This is a genomic window from Bifidobacterium amazonense (genome assembly GCF_018555435.2).
Lineage (GTDB): Bacteria > Actinomycetota > Actinomycetes > Actinomycetales > Bifidobacteriaceae > Bifidobacterium > Bifidobacterium amazonense.
Window position 1 is genome coordinate 30,798 of the sequence record NZ_JAFEJT020000001.1, and the last position, 21,313, is coordinate 52,110.

General features: G+C 67.7%; 17 protein-coding genes. 11 read left to right on the forward strand and 6 right to left on the reverse strand.

Going from position 1 to position 21,313, the window contains the following annotated elements; translation table 11 throughout:
* Positions 1-121: 121 nt before the first annotated feature.
* Together JS533_RS00140 and JS533_RS00145 are read right to left on the reverse strand one after the other, a co-directional pair.
* Positions 122-4,243: a DUF3418 domain-containing protein gene (locus tag JS533_RS00140; RefSeq protein ID WP_241512554.1), complete on the reverse strand. Its 4,122-nt coding sequence runs from the start codon at positions 4,241-4,243 to the stop codon at positions 122-124.
* A gap of 77 nt (positions 4,244-4,320) precedes the next feature.
* Positions 4,321-4,974, reverse strand: a complete 654-nt coding sequence (locus tag JS533_RS00145) for a class I SAM-dependent methyltransferase (protein WP_241512555.1) — start codon at positions 4,972-4,974, stop codon at positions 4,321-4,323.
* Between the two features lie 189 nt (positions 4,975-5,163).
* Between JS533_RS00145 and hflX the strand changes: the two genes are divergently transcribed.
* The 3 genes from hflX to JS533_RS00160 all read left to right on the forward strand — a co-directional run bounded on the left by hflX (position 5,164) and on the right by JS533_RS00160 (position 8,981).
* Complete coding sequence (hflX, locus tag JS533_RS00150; protein WP_241512635.1) at positions 5,164-6,648, forward strand: GTPase HflX; 1,485 nt, start codon at positions 5,164-5,166, stop codon at positions 6,646-6,648.
* Positions 6,649-6,937: 289 nt separating this feature from the next.
* Entirely contained in the window at positions 6,938-7,900 is a 963-nt protein-coding gene (locus JS533_RS00155; protein WP_241512556.1) for an L-lactate dehydrogenase, read from the forward strand.
* 133 nt (positions 7,901-8,033) lie between these two features.
* A complete protein-coding gene (locus JS533_RS00160) occupies positions 8,034-8,981 on the forward strand; it encodes a cation diffusion facilitator family transporter (protein WP_241512557.1) in 948 nt (315 codons plus the stop codon).
* Positions 8,982-9,090: 109 nt separating this feature from the next.
* Here the strand turns inward: JS533_RS00160 and lexA are convergent, their stop codons facing one another.
* Positions 9,091-9,810, reverse strand: coding sequence for a transcriptional repressor LexA (lexA, locus tag JS533_RS00165; protein ID WP_241512558.1), 720 nt, complete (start codon positions 9,808-9,810; stop codon positions 9,091-9,093).
* Between the two features lie 152 nt (positions 9,811-9,962).
* Here lexA and JS533_RS00170 point away from each other — a divergent pair, with 152 nt between their 5' ends.
* Positions 9,963-10,292, forward strand: coding sequence for a LysM peptidoglycan-binding domain-containing protein (locus JS533_RS00170; RefSeq protein WP_241512636.1), 330 nt, complete (start codon positions 9,963-9,965; stop codon positions 10,290-10,292).
* A gap of 14 nt (positions 10,293-10,306) precedes the next feature.
* Here JS533_RS00170 and JS533_RS00175 read toward each other — a convergent pair whose 3' ends face one another.
* Complete coding sequence (locus JS533_RS00175) at positions 10,307-10,606, reverse strand: hypothetical protein (protein WP_241512650.1); 300 nt, start codon at positions 10,604-10,606, stop codon at positions 10,307-10,309.
* Here JS533_RS00175 and nrdR point away from each other — a divergent pair.
* Positions 10,502-10,969, forward strand: coding sequence for a transcriptional regulator NrdR (gene nrdR / locus JS533_RS00180; protein WP_241512637.1), 468 nt, complete (start codon positions 10,502-10,504; stop codon positions 10,967-10,969). The two genes, JS533_RS00175 and nrdR, sit on opposite strands and share 105 nt — an antisense overlap.
* A gap of 100 nt (positions 10,970-11,069) precedes the next feature.
* Here the strand turns inward: nrdR and serA are convergent, their stop codons facing one another.
* A complete protein-coding gene (gene serA / locus JS533_RS00185; protein WP_241512559.1) occupies positions 11,070-12,269 on the reverse strand; it encodes a phosphoglycerate dehydrogenase in 1,200 nt (399 codons plus the stop codon).
* 80 nt (positions 12,270-12,349) lie between these two features.
* Complete coding sequence (locus tag JS533_RS00190) at positions 12,350-14,629, reverse strand: HelD family protein (RefSeq protein ID WP_241512560.1); 2,280 nt, start codon at positions 14,627-14,629, stop codon at positions 12,350-12,352.
* Positions 14,630-14,939: 310 nt separating this feature from the next.
* Here JS533_RS00190 and mraZ point away from each other — a divergent pair, with 310 nt between their 5' ends.
* The 6 genes from mraZ (at position 14,940) to JS533_RS00220 (ending at position 21,285) form a co-directional block, all read left to right on the forward strand.
* Entirely contained in the window at positions 14,940-15,455 is a 516-nt protein-coding gene (gene mraZ, locus JS533_RS00195; RefSeq protein ID WP_241512561.1) for a division/cell wall cluster transcriptional repressor MraZ, read from the forward strand.
* Positions 15,455-16,531, forward strand: a complete 1,077-nt coding sequence (gene rsmH, locus JS533_RS00200; RefSeq protein WP_241512562.1) for a 16S rRNA (cytosine(1402)-N(4))-methyltransferase RsmH — start codon at positions 15,455-15,457, stop codon at positions 16,529-16,531. Before mraZ ends, rsmH begins: the two co-directional genes overlap by 1 nt.
* Complete coding sequence (ftsL, locus tag JS533_RS00205) at positions 16,531-16,974, forward strand: cell division protein FtsL (RefSeq protein WP_241512563.1); 444 nt, start codon at positions 16,531-16,533, stop codon at positions 16,972-16,974. Before rsmH ends, ftsL begins: the two co-directional genes overlap by 1 nt.
* A gap of 101 nt (positions 16,975-17,075) precedes the next feature.
* Positions 17,076-18,779 carry a peptidoglycan D,D-transpeptidase FtsI family protein gene (locus JS533_RS00210; protein WP_241512638.1) on the forward strand — a complete coding sequence of 568 codons (1,704 nt, stop codon included), beginning with the start codon at positions 17,076-17,078 and terminating at the stop codon, positions 18,777-18,779.
* 39 nt (positions 18,780-18,818) lie between these two features.
* Positions 18,819-19,724 carry a UDP-N-acetylmuramyl peptide synthase gene (locus tag JS533_RS00215; protein ID WP_241512564.1) on the forward strand — a complete coding sequence of 302 codons (906 nt, stop codon included), beginning with the start codon at positions 18,819-18,821 and terminating at the stop codon, positions 19,722-19,724.
* A 58-nt stretch (positions 19,725-19,782) separates the two neighbouring features.
* Positions 19,783-21,285 (forward strand): UDP-N-acetylmuramoyl-tripeptide--D-alanyl-D-alanine ligase, encoded by a 1,503-nt coding sequence (locus tag JS533_RS00220; protein ID WP_241512639.1) that lies wholly within the window; start codon positions 19,783-19,785, stop codon positions 21,283-21,285.
* Positions 21,286-21,313: the final 28 nt, after the last annotated feature.

A 21,313-nucleotide genomic window follows, 5' to 3' on the forward strand; every position in this document is an offset into this window, starting at 1 on the left:
TGCTTTTGCTGCTTCTGCTGTGCCATCGCAGCGTCATTGTAGTCGTCCCGCCCGGGACCGGAAACGGAACGGGCCAAGACGGGACGAAACCGTCACGCCTTGGCCCGTTCGGCATCGGAGGCTATGCCAGCGCCTTCTTGATGCGGTTGAGGCTCACCGGCTTGACGGTGCCGAGCTCCTGCGCCCACAGGGACACGTAGAACTCCTCGAGCATCCAGCGCGCGGCGTCCGCCTTCTTGGCCAGCTCCTCGTGCCGTGGGCCGGCCGGCTCGGCCTTGGCGCGGGCCTTGGCCTTGTCGACCAGCTGTCGGGCCTCGTCGGCCTCCCACGCCCAGCGCACGTCGCGGTTCTTGTCCGCCTTCGCCTTGGTCAGGCGCATCATGTCCGCCTGCAGATATCGTGGGATGTTCGCCAGCGCGTCCGGGGGAGCGGCGCCGACGAATCCGGGGAATACAAGCGTCGCGATATGCTCGCGCACCGATTGCAGCACCGACAGCATCGGCAGGTCGGCCTTGCCGGACACGGCCTTGTCGACCTCCGCATAGCGTTTGAGGATCGTGATCACGTCGTGCGAGACCGCGTATACGGTGTCCTCGAAGATCTCGGTGACGCCCAGCACCGCGTCGGCGAGCGCATCGTCGTCCGGCAGCGTGTCCACCTTCGGCAACAGCCGCTTGACCGCGGCCAGCTGCAGGTCCTCCACCAGATCCTTGGTGGACTTGTACGGGGCCGAGGCGAGCATAAGCGCCTCCGCGCCGAGCCAGCGCGACGAGATGCGTTCGGACGGCAGCCGCAGCGTGTCGAGCGCGCCGTGCCAGAGCATGTCGGCGCGCGACTCGGTGGTCGCGCCCGCCTTGTGCAGCAGGTTCGCCTGTTCGACGAGTCTGCCCTGATCGGCGGCGCGATCGGCCTGCCTCTTGACCATCTGCCGCGCCGACGCCTCCGCTTCGGCCGCGAACCTTCGCTGCAGTTCGACCAGCGACTTGCCGGATCCCAGCACCTTGACCGGCCCGCGTCCGCCGCGCCGTCCGCGAGCGTTCTTCGGCGCAGGCAGCTGCTGTTCGACCGCGAACGTCATGCGCAGATACGGCGACAGCTTCTCCCACAGGTCGCCGGTGAGCACCTCGGGGTGGATCTGCGCGCCGACGGTCGCGATCGCCGCCTGCGTGAACACGTGCGGCAGGTCGGGCCAGGCGGCGCCGGCCGCATCGGCCGCATCGTCCGGCGGCAGGTTCGGCCTGTTGCGTTCGCCGGAACCGGGCAGGTCGGGATAATGCTCGTCGATCCACGTGCGGATCTTGCGGGCCGTGTCCGGCGCGGGCACGAACTGCACGCGCAGCGTCTTCGGCAGCGACTTGATGAGCCCCACGATCAGCTCGTCGAGCAGACCGGGCACGTTCCAGCTGAACTGCGCGGGCGTGAGCCTGGAGAGCGCCTTGAGCGGGATATGCACGGTCACGCCGTCGTGCGGGTCATGCGGATCGTACACGTAGCTCAGACGCAGGTCGATCGGCTGGCCGTCGGTGCCGAGCGTATGCCAATGGTCCGGATAGTCCGCCAGGCTCACCGATTCGGCCGAGGCGAGGCGTTCGACCTTGTCAGGGTCGAAGTCGAGCAGGTGCGGGTGCTCGTCGTGCTCCTTCCTCCACCATTTGGCCAGATCCGCCACGCACGTCACGTCGTTCGGGATCACCGACTGGTAGAAGTCGAACAGGTCCTCGTCACTGACCGTTTCGGCCAGCTGACGCGTACGGCTCGCGTCGTCGGCCGCCTCGTCGAGGATGTCGCGGTTGCGGCCCACGAACTCGTCGTAGCTGAACCGCTGCTGGATGTCGCCCTCGACCAGACCCTGCCGCAGCAGGAAGTCACGCGCCTCAAGCGGATTGATGCGCCCCCACTGCACGGTGCGGTCCTGCACGATCGGCAGGCCGTACAGCAGCACCTTCGCGCTCGCCACTGCCGAGCCGCGCGAACCCGACCAGTGCGGCTCCGCGTACGTGGTGCGCGTGAGCTGGCCGGCCAGCGGCTCCGCCCACGCCGGGTCGATCGCCGCCGAATAGCGGGCCCACAGGCGGCTCGTCTCCACGAGCTCCGTGCTCATCACCCACGGCGGCGTGGACTTGGCCACGCTCGAGGCGGGGAACAGCGCGAAATGCGTGCCGCGGGCGCCCTGATAGTCGTTCTTCGCCATCTTCTGCGCACGCTTGATCGCCTTCGCGCGCGCCGCGCCCTTCAGCCCGGTGAAGTCGGACGCCTTCGGCTCGCGGATGATCTGCATGCCCATCATCGACAGCAGTCCGGCGAGCATCGACGTGTGGATGCCACGGTCGTCCCACGAGCAGCGCAGCGAACCGGCGGCCTGCTGGTTGATCGGCAGCTGGCGCACCTCCAGACCGGGACGCGACGCGGGCTGCGGAGAGCCGACCGTGAACTTGAGCTCATGGCACATGTCGGTGAGCTGGTTCACCAGATCCTTCCACTGGCGCACGCGCATCCAACTGAAGTACTCGGTCTTGCAGATGCGGCGCAGCGCCGAATTGCTCGGCTCGCCGTCAGCCTGGAAGATGCGGTCCCAGATGTTGAGCGCGGTCAGATAGTCGCTCGTCGGATCGGCGTAGCGGTTGTGGATGCGGTCGGCCTCGTCCCTCGCCTCGTCCGGGCGCTCGCGCGGATCCTGCAGGCTCAGGAACGCGACGATCACGAGCACCGCGGCCAGCGTGTCCGGCGTGGTCGACTTCGCCGCCTCGATCACCATGCGTCCCAAGCGCACGTCGATCGGGATGCGCGCGAGCTGCCGGCCGATGTGCGTGAGCACCACCTCGCCGCGCTTGCGGGCCACGGCCTTGAGCTCGGTCAGCTCGTTGAAGCCGTCCGAGACGGCCTTCATGTCCGGCGGGTCGATGAACCCGAAGTTCGTCACGTCCTCGGCCGTGCGCGCCACGCCGACCGACAGCATGTGCAGCACGACAGCGCCCAGCGACGTGCGCAGGATCTCCGGTTCGGTGAACCGCGGGCGCGTCTCGTAGTCCTCGCGCGAATACAGGCGGATCGCGATGCCGTCGGCGATACGGCCGCATCGGCCGCTCCTCTGGTCGGCGCTCGCCTGCGAGATCGGTTCGATCGGAAGCCTCTGCACCTTCGCGGTCTTCGAGTAGCGGGAGATGCGCGCGGTGCCCGGGTCGACCACGTAGCGGATGCCCGGCACCGTCAGCGACGTCTCGGCCACGTTCGTGGCGATCACGATGCGCTGATGCGTATGCGGCTCGAACACGCGATGCTGATCCTTGGCCGACAGCCTCGCGAACAGCGGCATGATCTCGATCGCGTCCGGCCGGCGCATGTCGTCGGCGCGCGGACCGTAATGGCGGCGCAGCGCGTTCTCGAACTCGTGGATGTCGCGCTCGCCGGAGGCGAACACGAGGATGTCGCGCGCGCCGCGCTCGTGGCTCGAATGGATGACCAGTTCGGCGCAGGCGCGGGCGACCGCGGTCGGCATGTCCATGTCCGTGTCGCGGCCGCCCCCGTTGCCGTTCCGGTCGGAGGCGCTCGGCGCGGCGGACAATTCGGCGTACGCCTCCTCGCCGGGCAGCGCGCCCGTTTCGAAGCCGGGCACGTTGCGCATCAGCGCCGGCGCGGTGCCGAGCGGCTCGTACACGATCTGCACGGGGAACGTACGGCCCGAGACCTCGATCACCGGCACCTTCTCGTGCAGCGCGTGCTCGAAATGCTCCTTGAACTTCACCGAATCGATCGTCGCCGACGTGATCACGAGCTTGAGATCACGTCGCTGCGGCAGCAGGGCGGTCAGATAGCCGAGCAGAAAGTCGATGTTGAGGCTGCGTTCGTGCGCCTCGTCGATGACGATCGTGTCGTATTGGCTGAGCTTGGGATCGCGCTGGATCTGCGCGAGCAGAATGCCGTCGGTGACCACGCGCAGGCGCGTCTTCGGCGAGCTTTCATCGGTGAAACGCACCTGATAGCCGACCTCGTCGCCCAGCCGCACGCCCATCTCCGCGGCGATGCGTTCGGCGACCGTGCGAGCGGCCAGACGACGCGGCTGCGTGTGCACGATCTGCCGGCCGTGGGATCCACGCCCCAGTTCCAGCAGGATCTTCGGCAGCTGCGTGGTCTTGCCCGAGCCGGTCTGACCGGACACGATCACGACCTGGCTGTGACGGACGGCCTCGGCGATCTCGTCGCGCGCGGCCGACACCGGCAGTTCGGATGGATATTCGAATTTCATATGTTCCTGACTCATTGCATGTCTTGTCGGCGACCGATCTCCATCGGCCGCCGACGGCCCCGATCGACGGGCCTTCGCTAGTTGTTGCGCACCACTTCGATGACGCGGTATCCCTTGGCCGAATGGTACTTGGACACCTCGTAGCCCTCGCCGAGCTCACCGGCCAGCCATGGAACCAGCGAATCCGCGCCGAGGTTCTTCTGCACCACCAGATACGCGACGCCCCCGTCCGGCTTCAGCCGCGGCAGCCACGCCATGAGCAGCGTGTGCAGCGCCTCCTTGCCGATGCGGATCGGCGGATTCGACCAGATCACGTCGAACAGAAGCCCGTCCGGCATCGTCTCGCACACGGCCGGCTGCGCCGCCGCGGGAACGCCGGACTCGTCGGTGCGCGTCGCATGCACGTTGCCGCATCCGTTGCGCTTCGCGTTCTCGACCGTCAGCTCCAACGCGCGCTCGTTCACATCCACCGCCCACACGTCGGCGGCCGGCGCGGCGAACGCCAACGACAGCGCCACCGGGCCCCAGCCGCAGCCCAGATCGAGGAACGCGCCGGACGACGGCGGTTCGGGCACCTCACGCAGCAGCACCGACGTGCCCAGATCAAGCCGGGAGCCGGAAAATACGCCGTTCGACGTTTCGACGGGCACCTCACGCCCCTGCAACGTCACGTTCAGCGTGCGGCGCACGTCCTTCGAAGTGGGTTCGGCGGAAAAATACTGCTCGGCCATGCCTCTCCTTGCCTGCCTGCGCGCCGCCATGCCGGCCGGCCCAATCCGGCCGTGAAGCTCGGCGCGAACTCCATGTCGTCCAAAACGATGATAATAAAGACCACCATAGTTCAATCGTGAGTCAAGAGAACCAGTCGAGAGGTGCCATTGAGCGAGCAAAGCCAGCAGTCCGCCAACGAGAGGACCGTCGTGAACCAGCCCATCATCGAGGACGGGCCCACTCTGACCGGCGTGCTGGCCGACCAATCCGAGGTGCTGCTCGACGACCACGACCACGACGCCGCCGCCTTCGAACAGTCCAACGAGGCGTGGGAGGAGCGCGAGTCGCGCAACCAGCTCAAGCACGTCGCCGGACTCGGAGAACTGCAGGACGTCACCGAAGTCGAATATCGCAAGGTGCGTCTCGAACGCGTCGTGCTCGTCGGCGTCTGGTCCTCGGCCACGACCACCGCCGCGGCCGCCGAGGAATCCCTGCGCGAGCTGGCCGCGCTCGCCGAAACCGCGGGCGCGGTCGTATGCGACGGCCTGCTGCAGCACCGCTATCGGCCGGACGCGGCCACGTACGTCGGCTCCGGCAAGGCGAAGGAGATCGCCGACATCGTCGCGCGCGAGGAGGCCGACACGATCATCGTCGACGACGACCTGCCGCCCAGCCAGCGCCGCGCGCTCGAGGACGCGACCAAGGTCAAGGTCGTCGACCGCACCGCCGTGATCCTCGACATCTTCGCCCAGCATGCGACGTCGCGCGAAGGCAAGGCGCAGGTCGAACTCGCCCAGCTCGAATACATGCTGCCGCGACTGCGCGGCTGGGGCGGCTCGCTGTCGCGTCAGGCCGGCGGTCGTGCGGCCGGCGCGGACGCGGGCATCGGCTCTCGCGGCCCGGGCGAAACGAAGATCGAAATGGACCGCCGCGTCATCCGCACACGCATCGCCCGTCTGCGCAAACAGATCCGCGACATGGCGCCGGCCCGCGAAGTCAAACGCGGCTCGCGCCGACGCTACGGACTGCCGACCGTCGCCGTGGTCGGCTACACGAACGCCGGCAAATCCTCGTTGACCAACCGTCTGACCGGTTCCGCCGAACTCGTCGAGAACGCGCTGTTCGCCACGCTCGACACGGCCGTGCGCCGCGCCAAGGCACGGGACGGGCGTCTGTACGCCTACGTCGACACGGTCGGATTCGTGCGCCGCCTGCCCACGCAGCTGATCGAGGCGTTCAAGTCCACGTTGGAGGAGGTCGCCGAGGCCGACCTGATCGTGCACGTCGTCGACGGATCGCATCCCGACCCGTTCTCGCAGATAGACGCTGTCAACGACGTGCTCGCCGACATCGAAGGCGCGGCCGAAATACCGCGCATCCTCGTGTTCAACAAGGCCGACCGCATGGACGAGACCGCGCGCGAGCGCATCCTCGCGCTCGAACCCGACGCGCACATCGTCTCCGCATTCAGCGGCGAAGGCATCGACGAGCTGCGCGACCAGGTCGAGGCCATGCTGCCCGTGCCCAACGTGCACGTCAGGGCCCTGCTGCCGTATACGGCCGGCTCCCTGGTCTCGAAGATCCGCGAATACGGGCATGTGACGGGCATCGAATACCGCGACGACGGCATGATGGTCGAGGCCGAGGTCGGCAGTCGGCTCGCCGCGCAGGTGGTCGACCAGGCCATTGACTGAGACCGTACGGGCGCGGTCCGGCATGATCCGGCAACGGCCGGCGTACGCGGCGTGTCGCCCGGCGTGTCCGGTACGGGCCGCGTGTCCGGTCCGTTCGGTCGAGCCGGCGCGGGCATATCGATCGGCGTTATGGCCGGTTATCGCCAGCGCCGATATCCGCTGTGAGCAAGATCACAAAATCCGCCGACTGCGTGATTTCGGAAACGTCATCGTGTGTGGATAGAGTGAATGTGTTGTTTGGAGAAAAGCCGACACAATCGGCAGATTTTTAAGAGAGGTCGCTAACAACATGGCTGAATCACTCATCAAGCCCACCAAGCTCGCCGTCGTCGGAGCGGGCGCCGTCGGCTCCACGCTCGCCTTCGCCGCCGCCCAGCGCGGCGTCGCCCGCGAGATCGTCCTCGAGGACATCGCCAAGGAGCGCGTCGAGGCCGAAGTGCTCGACATGCAGCACGGCTCCAGCTTCTACCCGACCGTCTCCATCGACGGCTCCGACGACCCCGAGATCTGCCGCGACGCCGACATGATCGTCATCACCGCCGGCCCGCGCCAGAAGCCCGGCCAGTCCCGCCTCGAGCTCGTCGGCGCGACCGTGAAGATCCTGCAGGCCATCATGCCGAACCTCGTCAAGGTCGCCCCGAACGCGATCTACATGCTCATCACCAACCCGGTCGACATCGCCACGCACGTCGCCCAGAAGATCACCGGCCTGCCGCAGAACCAGATCTTCGGCTCCGGCACCAACCTCGACTCCGCCCGCCTGCGCTTCCTGATCGCGCAGCAGACCGGCGTCAACGTCAAGAACGTCCACGCCTACATCGCCGGCGAGCACGGCGACTCCGAGGTCCCGCTGTGGGCCTCCGCCACCATCGGCGGCGTCCCGATGTGCGACTGGACCCCGCTGCCGGGCCACGAGCCGCTCGACGCCGAGAAGCGCGAGGCCATCCACCAGGAAGTCAAGAACGCCGCCTACAAGATCATCAACGGCAAGGGCGCGACCAACTACGCCATCGGCATGTCCGGCGTCGACATCATCGAGGCCGTCCTGCACGACACCAACCGCATCCTGCCGGTGTCCTCCATGCTCAAGGACTTCCATGGCATCTCCGACGTGTGCATGTCCGTGCCGACCCTCCTCAACCGTCAGGGCGTCAATACCGCCATCAACACCCCGGTCTCCGACAAGGAGCTCGCGGCCCTCAAGCGCTCCGCCGAGACGCTGAAGGAGACCGCCGCCCAGTTCGGCTTCTGATCCCGGTTTCCGTCGCTTTACGCGGCGGTATTGCATGCAACCCCGGCCTTGTGCCGGGGTTGTTGCGTTTATGGGCAAATGAGAATGGTTGTGAGAAGCGGTTTCACGCCGAATGGCGCAAGGAGATACGGATATGGCGCATGATCATCATGAAGGGGCCGTTGCGGCGGGGAACGGGGAGACGTCGCGCGCGCATCAGCGGCGGCTGATGATGACGCTGGCGTTGACCGGCACGGTGTTCGTGGCCGAGGTCGTGGGGGCGGCCATCACCGGGTCATTGGCGTTGCTGGTGGACGCCGGGCACATGCTTACCGACATGTCGGTGCTGATCGCCTCCACGGTGACGGCGGTGCTGATGCGCCGCAAGCCCAGCAAGAGCCGCACGTGGGGCTGGGCCAGACTTGAGGTGCTCACCGCAGCATGCGGGGCCATCATCCTGCTCGTGGTCGGCGTGTATGCGTTGGCGGAGGCCGGCATGCGCCTGTTCGGAGGCCGCGCCGATGCGGTGCAGGACATCGGGCTGCTGCTGTTCTTCGGCATCCTCGGCCTGGCGGCGAACGTCGGGTCGATCGCCATCCTCGCCTCGCAGCGGGCCGACAACATGAACATGAAGGCCGCGTTCCTTGAGGTGATGAACGACGCGCTCGGTTCGGTGGCCGTGGTGATCTCCGCCGTGGTGATGATGACGACCGGCTGGGACGGCTTCGATGCCGTGGCCGGTGGGCTTATCGCGCTGATGATGATCCCCCGGGCCGTGCTGCTGCTGCGCAACGCGGTGCGCGTGCTGCTCGAGGAGACGCCGGAGGGCCTGGACCTTGACGCGGTGCGCCGGCATATGGAACGGGTGCCCCGCGTGGTGGCAGTGCACGACCTGCATGCCAGCACCGTGTCCACCGGCATGCCGATCCTCATGGCCCATGTGGTGGTGGAGCGCGGCACCACCATGGAGCAGGCCACCGAGATCCTGCGCCAGCTGCAGGACTGCCTGCGAGAGCATTTCCCCGTCTCGGTGCCGCACACCACCTTCCAGATCGAGCCCGAGGGATACAGCACGCCCAGCGCCGAGCAGCTCCATCGATAGCCGGCCGATGGCCGGAAGGAATGCGACGTGGACGGGCGCTGCGGCCGCCGCCCGTCCACGTCGCTGCGGGCGCGTGCGTCGTCGCGGGTCGCCGGATCGTCGGTGACGGTTACAGCTTGCGCAGCACGGTGACGACTCGGCCCATGATCTGCGCGTGCGTGCCGTCGATGGGGGAGTAGGCCGGATTGTGCGGAATGAGCCATACATGGCCGTTGTCGTTGCGGAAGGTCTTCACCGTCGCCTCATCTCCCAACAGGGCGGCCACGATGTCGCCGTTCTCCGCGGACTGCTGCTCCCTGACCACCACGAAGTCGCCGTCGCAGATCGCGGCGTCCACCATCGAATCGCCGTGCACCTCGAGCATGAACAGGTTGCCCGTGCCCGTCAGGCGCTCCGGAAGGCGCATCACGTCGTCCACATGCTGTTCTGCGGTGATCGGCACGCCGGCGGCGATGCGGCCCACCAGCGGCACGTCCCGCGACTGCATGATCGAGGCGCTGGCCCCCGCCTCCCGGTTGCCGGGGAACGGCAGCACCGTCGCCGTCGCCTCCGCCGGACCATCGGACGACGGCCGTGTCGAGTCGGACACCAGTTCGATGGCCCGCCCCTTGTTCGCGTTCATGCGGATGAAGCCCTTCTCCTCCAGCACCTGCAGCTGGTGCTTGACCGACGAGGGGCTTTTGAGACCGGCCGCCTCGCCGATCTCGCGGAAGGACGGGACGAATCCCTTGCTGGCGACGTGGCCGCGGATCGCATCCAGCACCTTGCGCTGGCGATCGGTAAGGGCGCTTTCCTGCGGCCGCTTGGGGGTGAAGGGGATGGTGCTCACGGTCGGCTCCTTTCGTATTGGTTTTCAGCATACCGTGAACATCGCATGAAATCAAACATCTGTTCGACGTGTCGTGTTGCGTTTTTCGAACAACTGTGCCACAATCGGAACAACTGTTCGATAGAACGATTGTTCGAAAGGATGTGGTCGTGATGAACGCACTGGCTGGAGCCACCGGCACGGCGAGGCGGACGTCGTCCGTCCGCCCGCGTGTCATACGCCTCGTTGCATCGATCGCGCTCGCGACGATGATGGTCGCGGCGGTGTTGCTGACCTTCGAACCGTGGAATCCCGGTCCTACGGAGGCCACCGAGGTGACGAGCTACACGGTGCGCCCGGGGGACACGCTATGGGCTTATGCCGAACGGATCACGCCGCAGGGAGGCGACGTGGCGGAGAGCGTCGATCTGATCATGCGGATCAACCATATGGACAGCGCGCAGCTGGAGGCGGGCCAGCGGATACTGGTGCCGAAGGAATGAGGACGCGCATGCCGTCATGTACCGGTGCCGATCCCGGTGGCGGCACCGGCATGATCGCCGGTATGACCGCCGAAGCCGGGATGCATGCGGTGCCGGAGAGGGGGCGGCGAGCATGCGTTTTTCCGGTTCGGGGCGATCCCGGGCGGACCGACGTGTGCGAAACCCCGGAAAGGAATGTTTTTCGCATGTTTCACGCTATTGTTGGGAACATGCATTGTCCTTTTTGTCAGCAACCGGATACCAAAGTCGTTGATACCCGCATCAGTGATGACGGGCATTCGATCCGCAGGCGGCGCGAATGCCTGAAATGCCACAGGCGCTTCACCACGGTGGAAAGCACCATGCTGCTGGTAACGAAGCGGTCGGGCAACATGGAGCCCTTCGACCGCAACAAGGTGATCTCCGGCGTGCGCAAGGCCTGTCAGGGACGTCCCATCAACGAGGACGACCTCAAGACGCTCGGCCAGCGCGTCGAGGAGGATCTGCGCTCGCGCGGCCTGGCGGAGGTGCGTTCCGAGGACGTGGGCAGGGCGATCCTCGCCCCGCTCAAGGAGCTCGACGAGGTCGCCTACCTGCGGTTCGCCAGCGTGTACCAGGACTTCAACGGCCTTGAGGACTTCCAGCGCGCCATCGACGAGCTGCGCGAGGAGAAGGCGCAGGCCTCCGCCAAAGACTGACCGGCCTGCCGGATGCCGGAAGCAATAAGGGGGCGGGGATAGGATCCCCGCCCCCTCGAGCGCTTGGCGCTTTGTCCTTACGGCACGCGTGCCGTAAGCGTCAGCTGATCACCCGCATGCGGATGGTGCCCTCGATGTTGCGCAGAGCCTCCAGCGCCTCGCGGCTCGGGGTCTGCGAGACGTCGGTCACCACGTAGCCGAGCTCGCCCTCGGTACCGAGGGCCTGAGCCGCGATGTTGATGTTCTCCTCGCCGAGCACCCGGTTGACGCGGGCGAGCACGCCCGGCAGGTTCGCGTGCAGGTGCGCGATGCGCGCGGTGCCCGGCAGCGAGTTGAGCGTGATCTGCGGCATGTTCACCGACAGCATCGTGGAGCCCTTGAACCAGTAGTCCTCCAGACGCTGCGCGACGAAGTGGCCGATGGCCTCCTGCGCCTCAAGCGTGGAGCCGCCGATATGCGGGGTGAGGATCATGTTGTCCTCCTCGGCCAGCGTCGTGGAGAACGGGTCGCCGGTCTTCTTCGGTTCGACGGGGAACACGTCCACGGCCGCGCCGGACAGGTGGCCGGAGTCCAGATGCTGCTTGAGCGCATCCAGATCCGCCACGAAGCCGCGCGACAGGTTGATGAAGATCGCGCCCTGCTTCATGTGCGCGAACTGGTCCTCGCCGAAGAAGCCCGTGTTCGACTTGCGTCCGTCGACATGCAGCGTGACCGCATCCGACTGCTCGAGCAGCTCGTTGAGCGTTTCACAACGCTGGGCGTTGCCCATCGCAAGCTTCTCCTCGATGTCGTAGAACACCACACGCATGCCCAGGGCCTCGGCGAGCACGGACAGTTGGGAGCCGATGTTGCCGTAGCCGATGATGCCGAGCGTCTTGCCGCGCACCTCGTGCGAGCCGGTGGCCGATTTGTCCCACATGCCGTGGCGCATGTGGTGCGTGTGCGCGGGGATGCGGCGCAGCAGGCAGATGATGTCGCAGATCACCAGCTCCACCACGGAACGGGTGTTGGAGTACGGCGCGTTGAAGACGGCGATGCCCTTCTTGCCGGCATAGGGCAGGTCCACCTGATTGGTGCCGATGCAGAAGCAGCCGACGGCGGTCAGGCTCGGCCTGGCGTCGATCACCTTGCGGGTCACGGACGTCTTCGAGCGGATGCCGAGCAGGTCGACGCCGTCGAGCGCCTCGATCAGCTCGTCCTCGCCCAGCGCGCCCTTGCGCGTCTCGACCTCGAAGCCGTGGTCCCGCAACGATTTCGCGGCGAACGGATGAATGTTTTCCAGTAACAGTGCTTTGGGCATGCTCCCCACCTTACCGATATGGTCAGATACTTGGAACGGCCGGATGCGCGATGCGGCCGGCACGCGCATCCGCCGGATGGTCAGATGGCCAGATCGTCGTTGTCGGCGACGGTCCGCACGATGAGCAGACGCTGGGTCGGACGGGTCATCGCCACGTACAGGTCCGAGGCGGCGACCAGACGGGAGGGGGCCTCCTGCTCGATCTCGCCCGGTTCCACGACGACGACCGCGTCGTATTCGAGACCCTTGACCTCCTGCGTGTCGCACACGGTCACCTGTTCGTCCCACGCGTTCTGCGCCGCGAGCCGTTCGAACTCGCCGGGCGCGAGCGCGGCGCGCAACGCGGCGCGGATGCGGGACCGCACGTCGTCGCGCAGCGATGCCGGCGCGATCACCGCCACGCGGCCGGTGCCGTCGCGGCCGACGAACTCGCGGGTCAGCTCCACGGTGCGGGCCGCCACGTCGTCGATCAGCGAGGCGCGGTCCTCGACCACGACGCGGCGCACCGAATCGGGGATCCTGCGCACGGCCTTGACCGTGGAGATGTACAGGCCCTCGCGTTCGGCGAAGTCCGATGCCAGGTCGGAGACCTCCTGCGGGTTGCGGTAGTCGATGGTCAGCTCGTTGAGGTCCCAGCGGCCCTCGCCGAAGATGCGGTTCATCGTGCGCGGCCACGAGCGCGTGCCACCCAGCGCGGAGGTCTGCGCCACGTCGCCCACGATGGTGAACGAGCGGGAGGGGCAGCGGCGCACCAGCATGCGCCAGTCCATCGCGGTCAGCTCCTGCGCCTCGTCCACGACGATGTGCCCGTACGTCCATTCGCGGTCGTTCGCCGCGCGCTGCGCGGTCAGCTCCACATCGCCGCCGTTGATGTTGTCCACCAGCATCTGCGCGGTGACGATGCCCGAACCGATGCCGGCCTGCGCGAGCGTGTCCTTGGCGAACTGCTCCTCCTCGGCGCGCGCCGCATCCCGCTCGCCCGCACGGTTCGCGGCCTTCGGATCGGGGCCGAGCAGCTCCATCGCCTCGTCGAGCAGCGGCACGTCCGAACGCGTCATCGGAGAGCCCTTCGGCCTGCCGAGCGCGGCGGCCTGCTCCTCGGTCAGCCACGGCGCGAGCCGGCGCAGCCGTTCGGGATGCGCCCACAGCTGGTCGATGAGCCATGGCGCGGTCATCGGCAGCCATGCGAGATTGAGGGTCTTGCGCACCTTGTCGTTCATACGCAGCAGCGAGGTGACCCGTGACATCTCCGATTCGTCCGGCGTGTAGTCCAGCTGCTCGGCGTATCGTGCGCGCAGCGACGACAGCATGCTTTTGACGAACGTCTCGCGGGCCTTGTTGTGCGGCTGGTGCGTGCGCCGCGCGTCGGCCTGCGCCTGCTCGATGTCGACGGCCTTCATCGGCACCGCGAAGCCGTTGATGTTGACGGACGGCAGGTCCGCGGGCACGCGCACGCGCGCGGCGATCGCGTCGGCGACGAGCCGCGCCATGCGACGGTCGCCCTTGAGCTGGGCCGCGAGCGGCTCGTCGGTCGCGGTGACGCTCAGACCGGGCAGCAGGTCGGCGATGGTGCGGCTGACCACGCCGGTCTCGCCCAGCGAGGGGAGCACCTGGTCGATGTAGCGCAGGAACGTGGGACTCGGGCCGACCACGAGCACGCCGGAACGTTCGAGCGTGCGGCGGTGCGTGTACAGCAGGTAGGCTGCGCGATGCAGCGCGACGGCGGTCTTGCCGGTGCCGGGGCCTCCCTGCACGACGACCGCGCGGCCCAGCTCGGAGCGGATGATGCGGTCCTGCTCGGCCTGGATCGTGGCCACGATGTCGGTCATCTTGCCGGTGCGACGCGAGCTGAGCGAGGCGAGCAGCGCGCCCTCGCCGGTAAGCGTGCCGGACGCGGCCGCGTCATCGACCTGGCTCGAATCGACGTCGAGCACCTCGTCCTCGATGCCCACCACCTCGCGGAAACGCAGCGTCAGATGGCGGCGCATCACGATGTCCCCCCGATGCGACGGGGTCGCCTCGTAGAACGGCCGGGCCGCCTCCGCGCGCCAGTCGGTCAGGATCGGCTCGTGGCTCTCGTTGGACAGGCCTATGCGACCGATGTAGCGGCGGTTGCCGTTGACGTCGTCGAGCCGGCCGAACACCAGACGGTCCTCCACGGCGCGCATCTGCGTGAGCCGGTCCTCGTACATGGTGGCGAAGGAGTCTCGCTCGGTGCGCTGGGTGGGTGAGCCGTGCGAGCCGGCCGCCCTGACCGTGTCAAGGCGGGACCTGACCTGCGCCCGCAGCGCGTCGAGACGCGCGTAGGCGCGGTCGACGGCGCGCTGCTCCTCATGGATCTGCGACGAGTAACCCGACATGACCCTCCGTTTCGTATGCGTGTGCCGAAAAACTCAGGCATTCCAATGTACTCCCAACCCCCTACCTCCGGGGTGGGAACGCGCACGGGAACATGAATTTCCGATGAACGGCATGCCGGGGGCGGCCGACCGCGGCGCCGCACCCGTGCCGAAGCCCGCGGACGCGCCCGCGAATGCGTCGAGGGAGTGAAGAGAAGGCCAAAAAGCGCGGAAAATGTAGAGAAGTGGGTGTTCATGGTGATTGGTGGGGTAGAGTGGTGAATCAGTTGTGGCCGGAGGCATCGCATAACCGTACAAAGGAGGTGGGTGCATGGACGATCAGCTCACGGCGGACGTTCAGACCCCCTCCACGCAGCCGCAGGCCGACCCGGGGGCGGCCGCGCTGCCTCCGCTGCTGCTGGGTACCTACACCCCGAAGATCGACGCGAAAGGACGGTTGGCGTTGCCCGCGAAACTGCGCAGCCAGCTCGGCCCCGGCCTCATCATGGCCAGGGGGCAGGAGCGTTGCGTGTATCTGCTGCCGCAGAACGAGTTCCGTCGCATCGCGATGCAGATCCAACGCACCTCGATGGGGGACAAGGCGGCGCGCGACTACCTGCGTGTGTTCCTGTCCGGCGCGGTCGACCAGGAGCCCGACAAGCAGGGCCGCGTGCTCGTGCCGCAGATGCTGCGCGACTACGCCAACCTCGGCACCGACGTGGTGGTGATCGGCGTGGGCACCCGGGCTGAGATTTGGAACAGCAAGGCATGGGAGGAATATCTGGCTGCCCAGGAGCAGGGATATGCCGACATGGCCGACGACGTACTACCGGCGGTGGGATTCTGATGACCGATATCACGACCATTCACCAGCCCGTGCTGCTCGAGCGGTGCGTGGCTCTCGTCGCGCCCGCGCTCGCGGAGCCGGGTTCCGTGGCGGTGGACTGCACACTCGGACTGGCGGGCCACGCCACCCATTTCCTCAAGGCCGCGCCCGAGGCCAGGCTGATCGGCATCGACCGCGACACCGAGGCGTTGGGGCTGGCCACCGAGCGCATGCGGCGGGAGGGGCTGGCGGACCGGTTCACGCCGGTGCACGCCGCCTTCGACGAATTCGCGGCCGTGCTGGCCGATCAGGGCATCGACCGGGTGCAGGCCGTGTTCATGGATCTGGGACTGTCCAGCCTGCAGATCGACGAGACCGACCGCGGTTTCTCGTATTCCCACGACGCCCCGCTCGACATGCGCATGGACGTGACCCAGCCGCTGACCGCCGAGCGCGTGCTGGCGACCTACGACGCCGAGTCGCTCGCCCGCATCTTCCGCGATTACGGCGAGGAGCGCTTCGCGCGGCAGATCGCGCGCGAGATCGCCGCCCGCCGCGCGCACGAGCCGCTGACCACCTCCGCCCAGCTCAACCGATTGGTCGACGAGGTCGTCCCGCAGGCGCACCGTCCGGCGGGCAACCCGGCCAAGCGCGTCTTCCAGGCGCTGCGCATCGAGGTCAACGGCGAACTGGACAAGCTCGCGCGCACCCTGCCGCAGATCGCGGCCCATCTGGCCGTCGGCGGGCGTCTGGTCGTCGAGTCCTACCATTCGCTGGAGGACAAGACCGTCAAGTCGTTCATGAACCAGGGACTCAAGGTGGATGCGCCGGCCGGCCTGCCGATGATCCCCCCGGAGGCCCAGCCGTTCTTCCGGGAGCTGACCCGCGGGGCCGTCAAGGCCGACGAGGCGGAGATCGCCTCCAACCCGCGCTCCGCGTCGGTCAGGCTGAGGGCCGTCGAACTCGTCCGTCCGATACCGGAGGCGAGGATGAGGCAACTCGAACCGAACGCAACCAACGCAACCGTCCGCCGCGGCGCGCACAGCCGCCGCGGCGGACGAACGGGCCAGCCGGCCCGGCAGGGAAGGAATCGCTGATGGCAAGCCGTGGACGAACCGTACGCTCCAACGCGGTACCGGAGAGCCGGCGTCCCCAGCCCGCCGAGACATCCACCCGACCCAGCCTGCATGTGGTCGAGTCGGGCGCCAAGCAGGCCGGCCGGCCCGCCGGTCTGGCGCGGCTCATCGTGTGGACGCGCTCGCGCAGCACGTCGCTGTTCCATATCGCCGCGTCGGCGGTCTTCCTCGCCGCCACGCTGATCGGCGCGCTGCTGCTGCGCACGCAGATGGTGGAGAACTCGTTCGAGGCCGCCGAGGTGCAGGCCAACATCACCGTGCTCACCCAGGACGTGGAGGAGGACCAGGCCAAGCTCGACGAACTGCAGACGTCCCTGCCCGAAAAGGCCGAGAAGATGGGCATGGTGCTGCAGAAGGGCTCGCTGACCATCGATCTGAGCGGATACAAGGACGGCGGCAAGTGAGCAACGGCATTCGCAGAACCGACAAGTCGCGTGCGTTCGCCGTCCGATGCATCGCCATCGCACTGGTGCTGGCGTTCGTGGCCTCCGCATGCGTGACGAAGATGGCGTTCGTCCAGCTGCTCGGACGCTCCACCGCCGTCGCCGCGGAGCAGGAGCGCACCAGCAGGGTCACGCTCACCGCCAAACGAGGCCGCATCCTCGACGCCAACGGCACGGTGCTCGCCCAGAGCCTGGAGCGCTACAACATCGTCGCCGACCCGATGCTGGCCAACGAGTTCAAGCCGACCAAGTGCACCAAGCAGACCGAAAGCTACTGCCACCAGATCGACGGCAAGCCGCTCGACGTCACCGGGGCGGCCGCAGTCGCGCGTCTGCTCGCCACCGTGCTCAAGGGCACGAACGCGATGGAGCTCGGCGCCAAGATGAGCGATTCCAATCGACGCTACGTGGTGCTGGCCAAGGACGTGACGCCCGAGACCAAGCGCAAGATCGCCGCGCTGCATCTGGGCGGCATCGTCTACGGCGAGCTGACCAACGAGCGCGTCTACTCGGGAGGCACGCTGCTCGGCCCGATCCTCGGCGGCATCGACGACGAGGGAAAGGGCGTGGCCGGTCTCGAGGCCACGCTCGACGACACGCTCAACGGCACCGACGGCTACGAGGTCTACCAGCGCGGCAACAACGTCGGCGAACAGATCCCCGGCACGCTCACCGAATCGAAGGACGCGGTCAACGGCTCCGACGTGACGCTGACCATCGACGGCGACGTGGACTGGTACGTCAAGAAGGCGTTGCTCGACGGCATCAAGAAGTACAACGCCAGCTGGGCGCTCGGCGTGGTCTACGACCTCAAGACCGGCGGTGTCCTCGCGCTCGAGGACACCGACCAGTACGAGGCCGGCTCCGACGCGGCCAAGCTCAACTCGTCGCGCGTGGTCAGCGCCACCTTCGAACCCGGCTCGATCGGCAAGGTGTTCTCGATGGCCGGCGAGCTGCAGGAGGGGCTGCACAAGGCCACCGACAAGTTCACCGTACCCGACACGATCACCACCTCCGACGGCCAGACCTACAAGGACGCCGAGACGCACGGCGCCGAACGCTGGACGTACGCGGGCATCCTCAAGAACTCGTCGAACGTGGGCATGATCATGGCCGCCACGAACTACAGCGACGAGAAACGCTACGAATACCTCAAGAAATTCGGGGTGGGGACCGCCACCGGCCTCGACCTGGCGGGCGAATCCGACGGCGTGCTCAGAAACTGGCAGGACTGGGACCTGCGCACGCGCAACACGGTGCTGTTCGGCCAGGGCTACACGATGAACGCGCTGCAGATCACGCGCGCGGTCGCCACGATCGCCAACGGCGGCGTGATGCCGTCGCTCAAGCTGGTCCAGTCGGTCACCGACGCGCAGGGGCACGTCAGCGAGACCAAGGCGTCCGCCTCGACCCGCGTGGTCGACGAGGACGTGGCCAAGCAGATGCTCAACGCGATGGAGTCCGTCTCCGACCTGTACAGCAACATGGTCTCCGTGCCCGGCTACCGCATCGCCGCCAAGAGCGGCACCGCCGAGGTCGCCGGCGACGACGGCACGCTTTCGTCGATCATCTCCGACTGGTCGGGCATCATCCCGGCCGACAATCCGCGCTTCGTGATCACCGTGGTGATGAAGGACGCCAAGGTCGGCTCGTTCGGCGGCCTGACCGCCGGACCGGTGTTCGCCGACATCGGTGAATTCCTTATGCAGAAATACAATGTGCCGACTTCGTCCAAGCGCACGGATGCTATCCCGGTGGAATGGTGAGCGAGGCATGGGGAACATGGGGAAAGGACAGGTGATCGGATGAGCTCGGTGAGCGAGGCCGTGGCGCGCCGCATGACGCTGGGATACTTGACCGACCATTACGGATGCGAGCTGGAGCCGTCCTTCGCGTCGAACGTGACCGTCACGTCGTTGGCGGACGACGTGGACTCGGTGTCCGCGGGGGCGCTGTTCGTGCCGCGCGAGATCACGGACGCGAACCCGGCGAACCTGATGGAACAGGCGCTGGAGCGCGGCGCGTACGCGGCGCTCGCGCCGTCCGACATGCGCGAGACGCTCGCCGGATGCGAGCTGCCGATCCTGTTCGGCGACCTGACCGACGCGCAGCTGGGCGAGCTGGCCACCGAGATGTCGGGCGCGCCGGCGAGCATGCTGGCCGTGTTCGCCGTGGCCGGTCCGGCCGGAGGCGACGTGGCCGCCAACGTGAGCCAGCTGTCGCGTCTGCTGCACATGCTCGGCAATCCGGTCAGCGTGATCGGCTCGTTCGGCTCGCAGTCGCTCGAACGCCAGCTCGCGCTCGACTACCCGCTCGGCATCTTCGACGTGCAGCGCACGCTCGGCGTATGCCAGGAGGACGGCGCGGCGGCGGTGATCGTCGCGCTCGACGAGGGCACGTTCCGCGACGGGGCGCTCAGCGGCGTCAACGTGGACGTGCTGGGCGTCGACGGCATGGACAGCGACCCGCGCAAGGGCGCGATCGCGCGCGCCGACTGCGAGCGGTACGGATTCGTGATGGACGATCAGACGCACCTGATCGGCCGGACCGGGGAATCGGACCAGATCGCGATGCAGTTCTCGCCTCTGGCCGACGCGGACATGGCCGACGTCAAGCGTTCGTCGCTGGCGATCGCCATGGTGATGGCCGCCGGCGTGCGACGCAACAACATCAGGAACGCGCTGCGGGTCAACCACGACCTGAACCGGTGACGGCAAGCGGATTTTTTGTTTGGCAAGGAAAGGTACTGAAGTGACGAGCGAAGCGGCCATGATGCCGATGACCCCCAACGAGATAGCCGAGGCGACGGGCGGCTCCCTGATCCACCCGCAGCCCGGATTCGACCCGGAAGGCGCGAACGCGACCTCGGCCGTCAGCGACTCGCGCGAGGCGGGGGAGGGCTCCGTGTTCGTGGCGATCGCCGGCGAACGGGTCGACGGGCATGACTTCCTCGCCGACGTGGCCTCGCGCGGCGCCGTATGCGCGCTGGTCGACCATGAAGTCGAGGCCCCGATCGCCCAGATCCTCGTCGACGACACGGTCAGGGCGCTGGGCGCCCTCGCCCGGCACAACCTCGAACGCCGGCGCGCCGAGTCCACGCCGTTCACGATCGTCGGCATCACCGGATCGGTCGGCAAGACCACCACGAAGGACCTGCTCAAGGCGCTGCTGGGGCATATGGGCCCCACCGTCGCCCCGTTCGGCTCGTTCAACAACGAGATCGGCCTGCCGCTGACCGCGCTCAAGGTGGGGCCCTCCACGCGCTTCCTCGTCGCGGAGATGGGCGCCAACCACGTCGGCGAGATCGCGCGGCTGACCACCATCGCGCCGCCCGACATCGCCGTGGTCCTCAAGGTCGGATGCGCGCATCTGGGCGAGTTCGGCTCGGTCGAGCGCATCGCGCAGGCCAAAAGCGAGATCGTGCGCGGCCTCGTTCCCGGGGGCGCCGGCGTGCTCAACGCCGACGACGCGCATGTGTCCGCGATGGAGACGCTGGTGCCCGGCGATGTGCTGTGGTTCGGCATTGACCCGGAGCACGCCCGTCCCGGCGAGCTGACGGCCCGCGGCATCGCGCAGGACGCCACCGACCACCCCTCCTTCGATATGACCGACGGCACGCAGAGCGTGCACGTCACGCTCGGCATCCGCGGCGCGCACAACGTGATGAACGCGCTCGCCGCCGCCAGCGTCGCCCGCCGCTGCGGCATGGCCCTGCCGGACATCGCGCGCGTGCTGGGCGAGCAGACGCGCATCAGCGCGCACCGCATGGCCGTCTGCGAGGTGACGCGCGACGGCGCGTCCTTCACGCTCATCGACGACTCCTTCAACGCGAACCCCGACTCCATGCGCGCCGGCATCGCCGCGCTGGCCTCGTGGGGCGCCGCCGGACGGCAGGACCGGCCGATGGACGGCGAACCCTACCGCATCGCCGTGCTCGGCGCGATGCTCGAGCTCGGCGGCGACGAGGACGAGCTGCACCGGGGCATCGGTGCGGACGCCGTGCGCGCCGGCGTCGACGCGGTCATCGCCGTCGGTTCGGCCGACGACCCGCATCTCGACGCGCTGGCCGTCGACCTGGCGCAGGGCGCGCGCGACGAGGCGGAGGCAAGCGGCTCGCACGTGACCGTCGACCTTGCGCACGGCGCGGACGAGGCCGACCGGCTGGCCGTCGACCTGGTGCGTGGGCATCGGGGGACCTCGCTCGTGCTGCTCAAGGGCTCGCATGCCTCCGGGTTGAGCGCGCTCGCCTCGCGCTGGGCCCCGGCGGAGTAACGGGCCGCACGGCGCGCGAAGCCGCGCC

Bases quoted from the DNA above. Each gene is read 5' to 3' on its own strand.
- JS533_RS00220 (WP_241512639.1), top strand. From the start codon at position 19,783: ATGATGCCGATGACCCCCAACGAGATAGCCGAGGCGACGGGCGGCTCC.
- JS533_RS00190 (WP_241512560.1), bottom strand. From the start codon at position 14,629: ATGTCGGGTTACTCGTCGCAGATCCATGAGGAGCAGCGCGCCGTCGAC.
- JS533_RS00170 (WP_241512636.1), top strand. From the start codon at position 9,963: ATGAACGCACTGGCTGGAGCCACCGGCACGGCGAGGCGGACGTCGTCC.
- JS533_RS00145 (WP_241512555.1), bottom strand. From the start codon at position 4,974: ATGGCCGAGCAGTATTTTTCCGCCGAACCCACTTCGAAGGACGTGCGC.
- nrdR (WP_241512637.1), top strand. From the start codon at position 10,502: ATGCATTGTCCTTTTTGTCAGCAACCGGATACCAAAGTCGTTGATACC.
- serA (WP_241512559.1), bottom strand. From the start codon at position 12,269: ATGCCCAAAGCACTGTTACTGGAAAACATTCATCCGTTCGCCGCGAAA.
- JS533_RS00155 (WP_241512556.1), top strand. From the start codon at position 6,938: ATGGCTGAATCACTCATCAAGCCCACCAAGCTCGCCGTCGTCGGAGCG.
- JS533_RS00160 (WP_241512557.1), top strand. From the start codon at position 8,034: ATGGCGCATGATCATCATGAAGGGGCCGTTGCGGCGGGGAACGGGGAG.
- JS533_RS00210 (WP_241512638.1), top strand. From the start codon at position 17,076: ATGGCGTTCGTCCAGCTGCTCGGACGCTCCACCGCCGTCGCCGCGGAG.
- mraZ (WP_241512561.1), top strand. From the start codon at position 14,940: ATGGACGATCAGCTCACGGCGGACGTTCAGACCCCCTCCACGCAGCCG.
- JS533_RS00215 (WP_241512564.1), top strand. From the start codon at position 18,819: ATGAGCTCGGTGAGCGAGGCCGTGGCGCGCCGCATGACGCTGGGATAC.
- JS533_RS00140 (WP_241512554.1), bottom strand. From the start codon at position 4,243: ATGAAATTCGAATATCCATCCGAACTGCCGGTGTCGGCCGCGCGCGAC.
- ftsL (WP_241512563.1), top strand. From the start codon at position 16,531: ATGGCAAGCCGTGGACGAACCGTACGCTCCAACGCGGTACCGGAGAGC.
- rsmH (WP_241512562.1), top strand. From the start codon at position 15,455: ATGACCGATATCACGACCATTCACCAGCCCGTGCTGCTCGAGCGGTGC.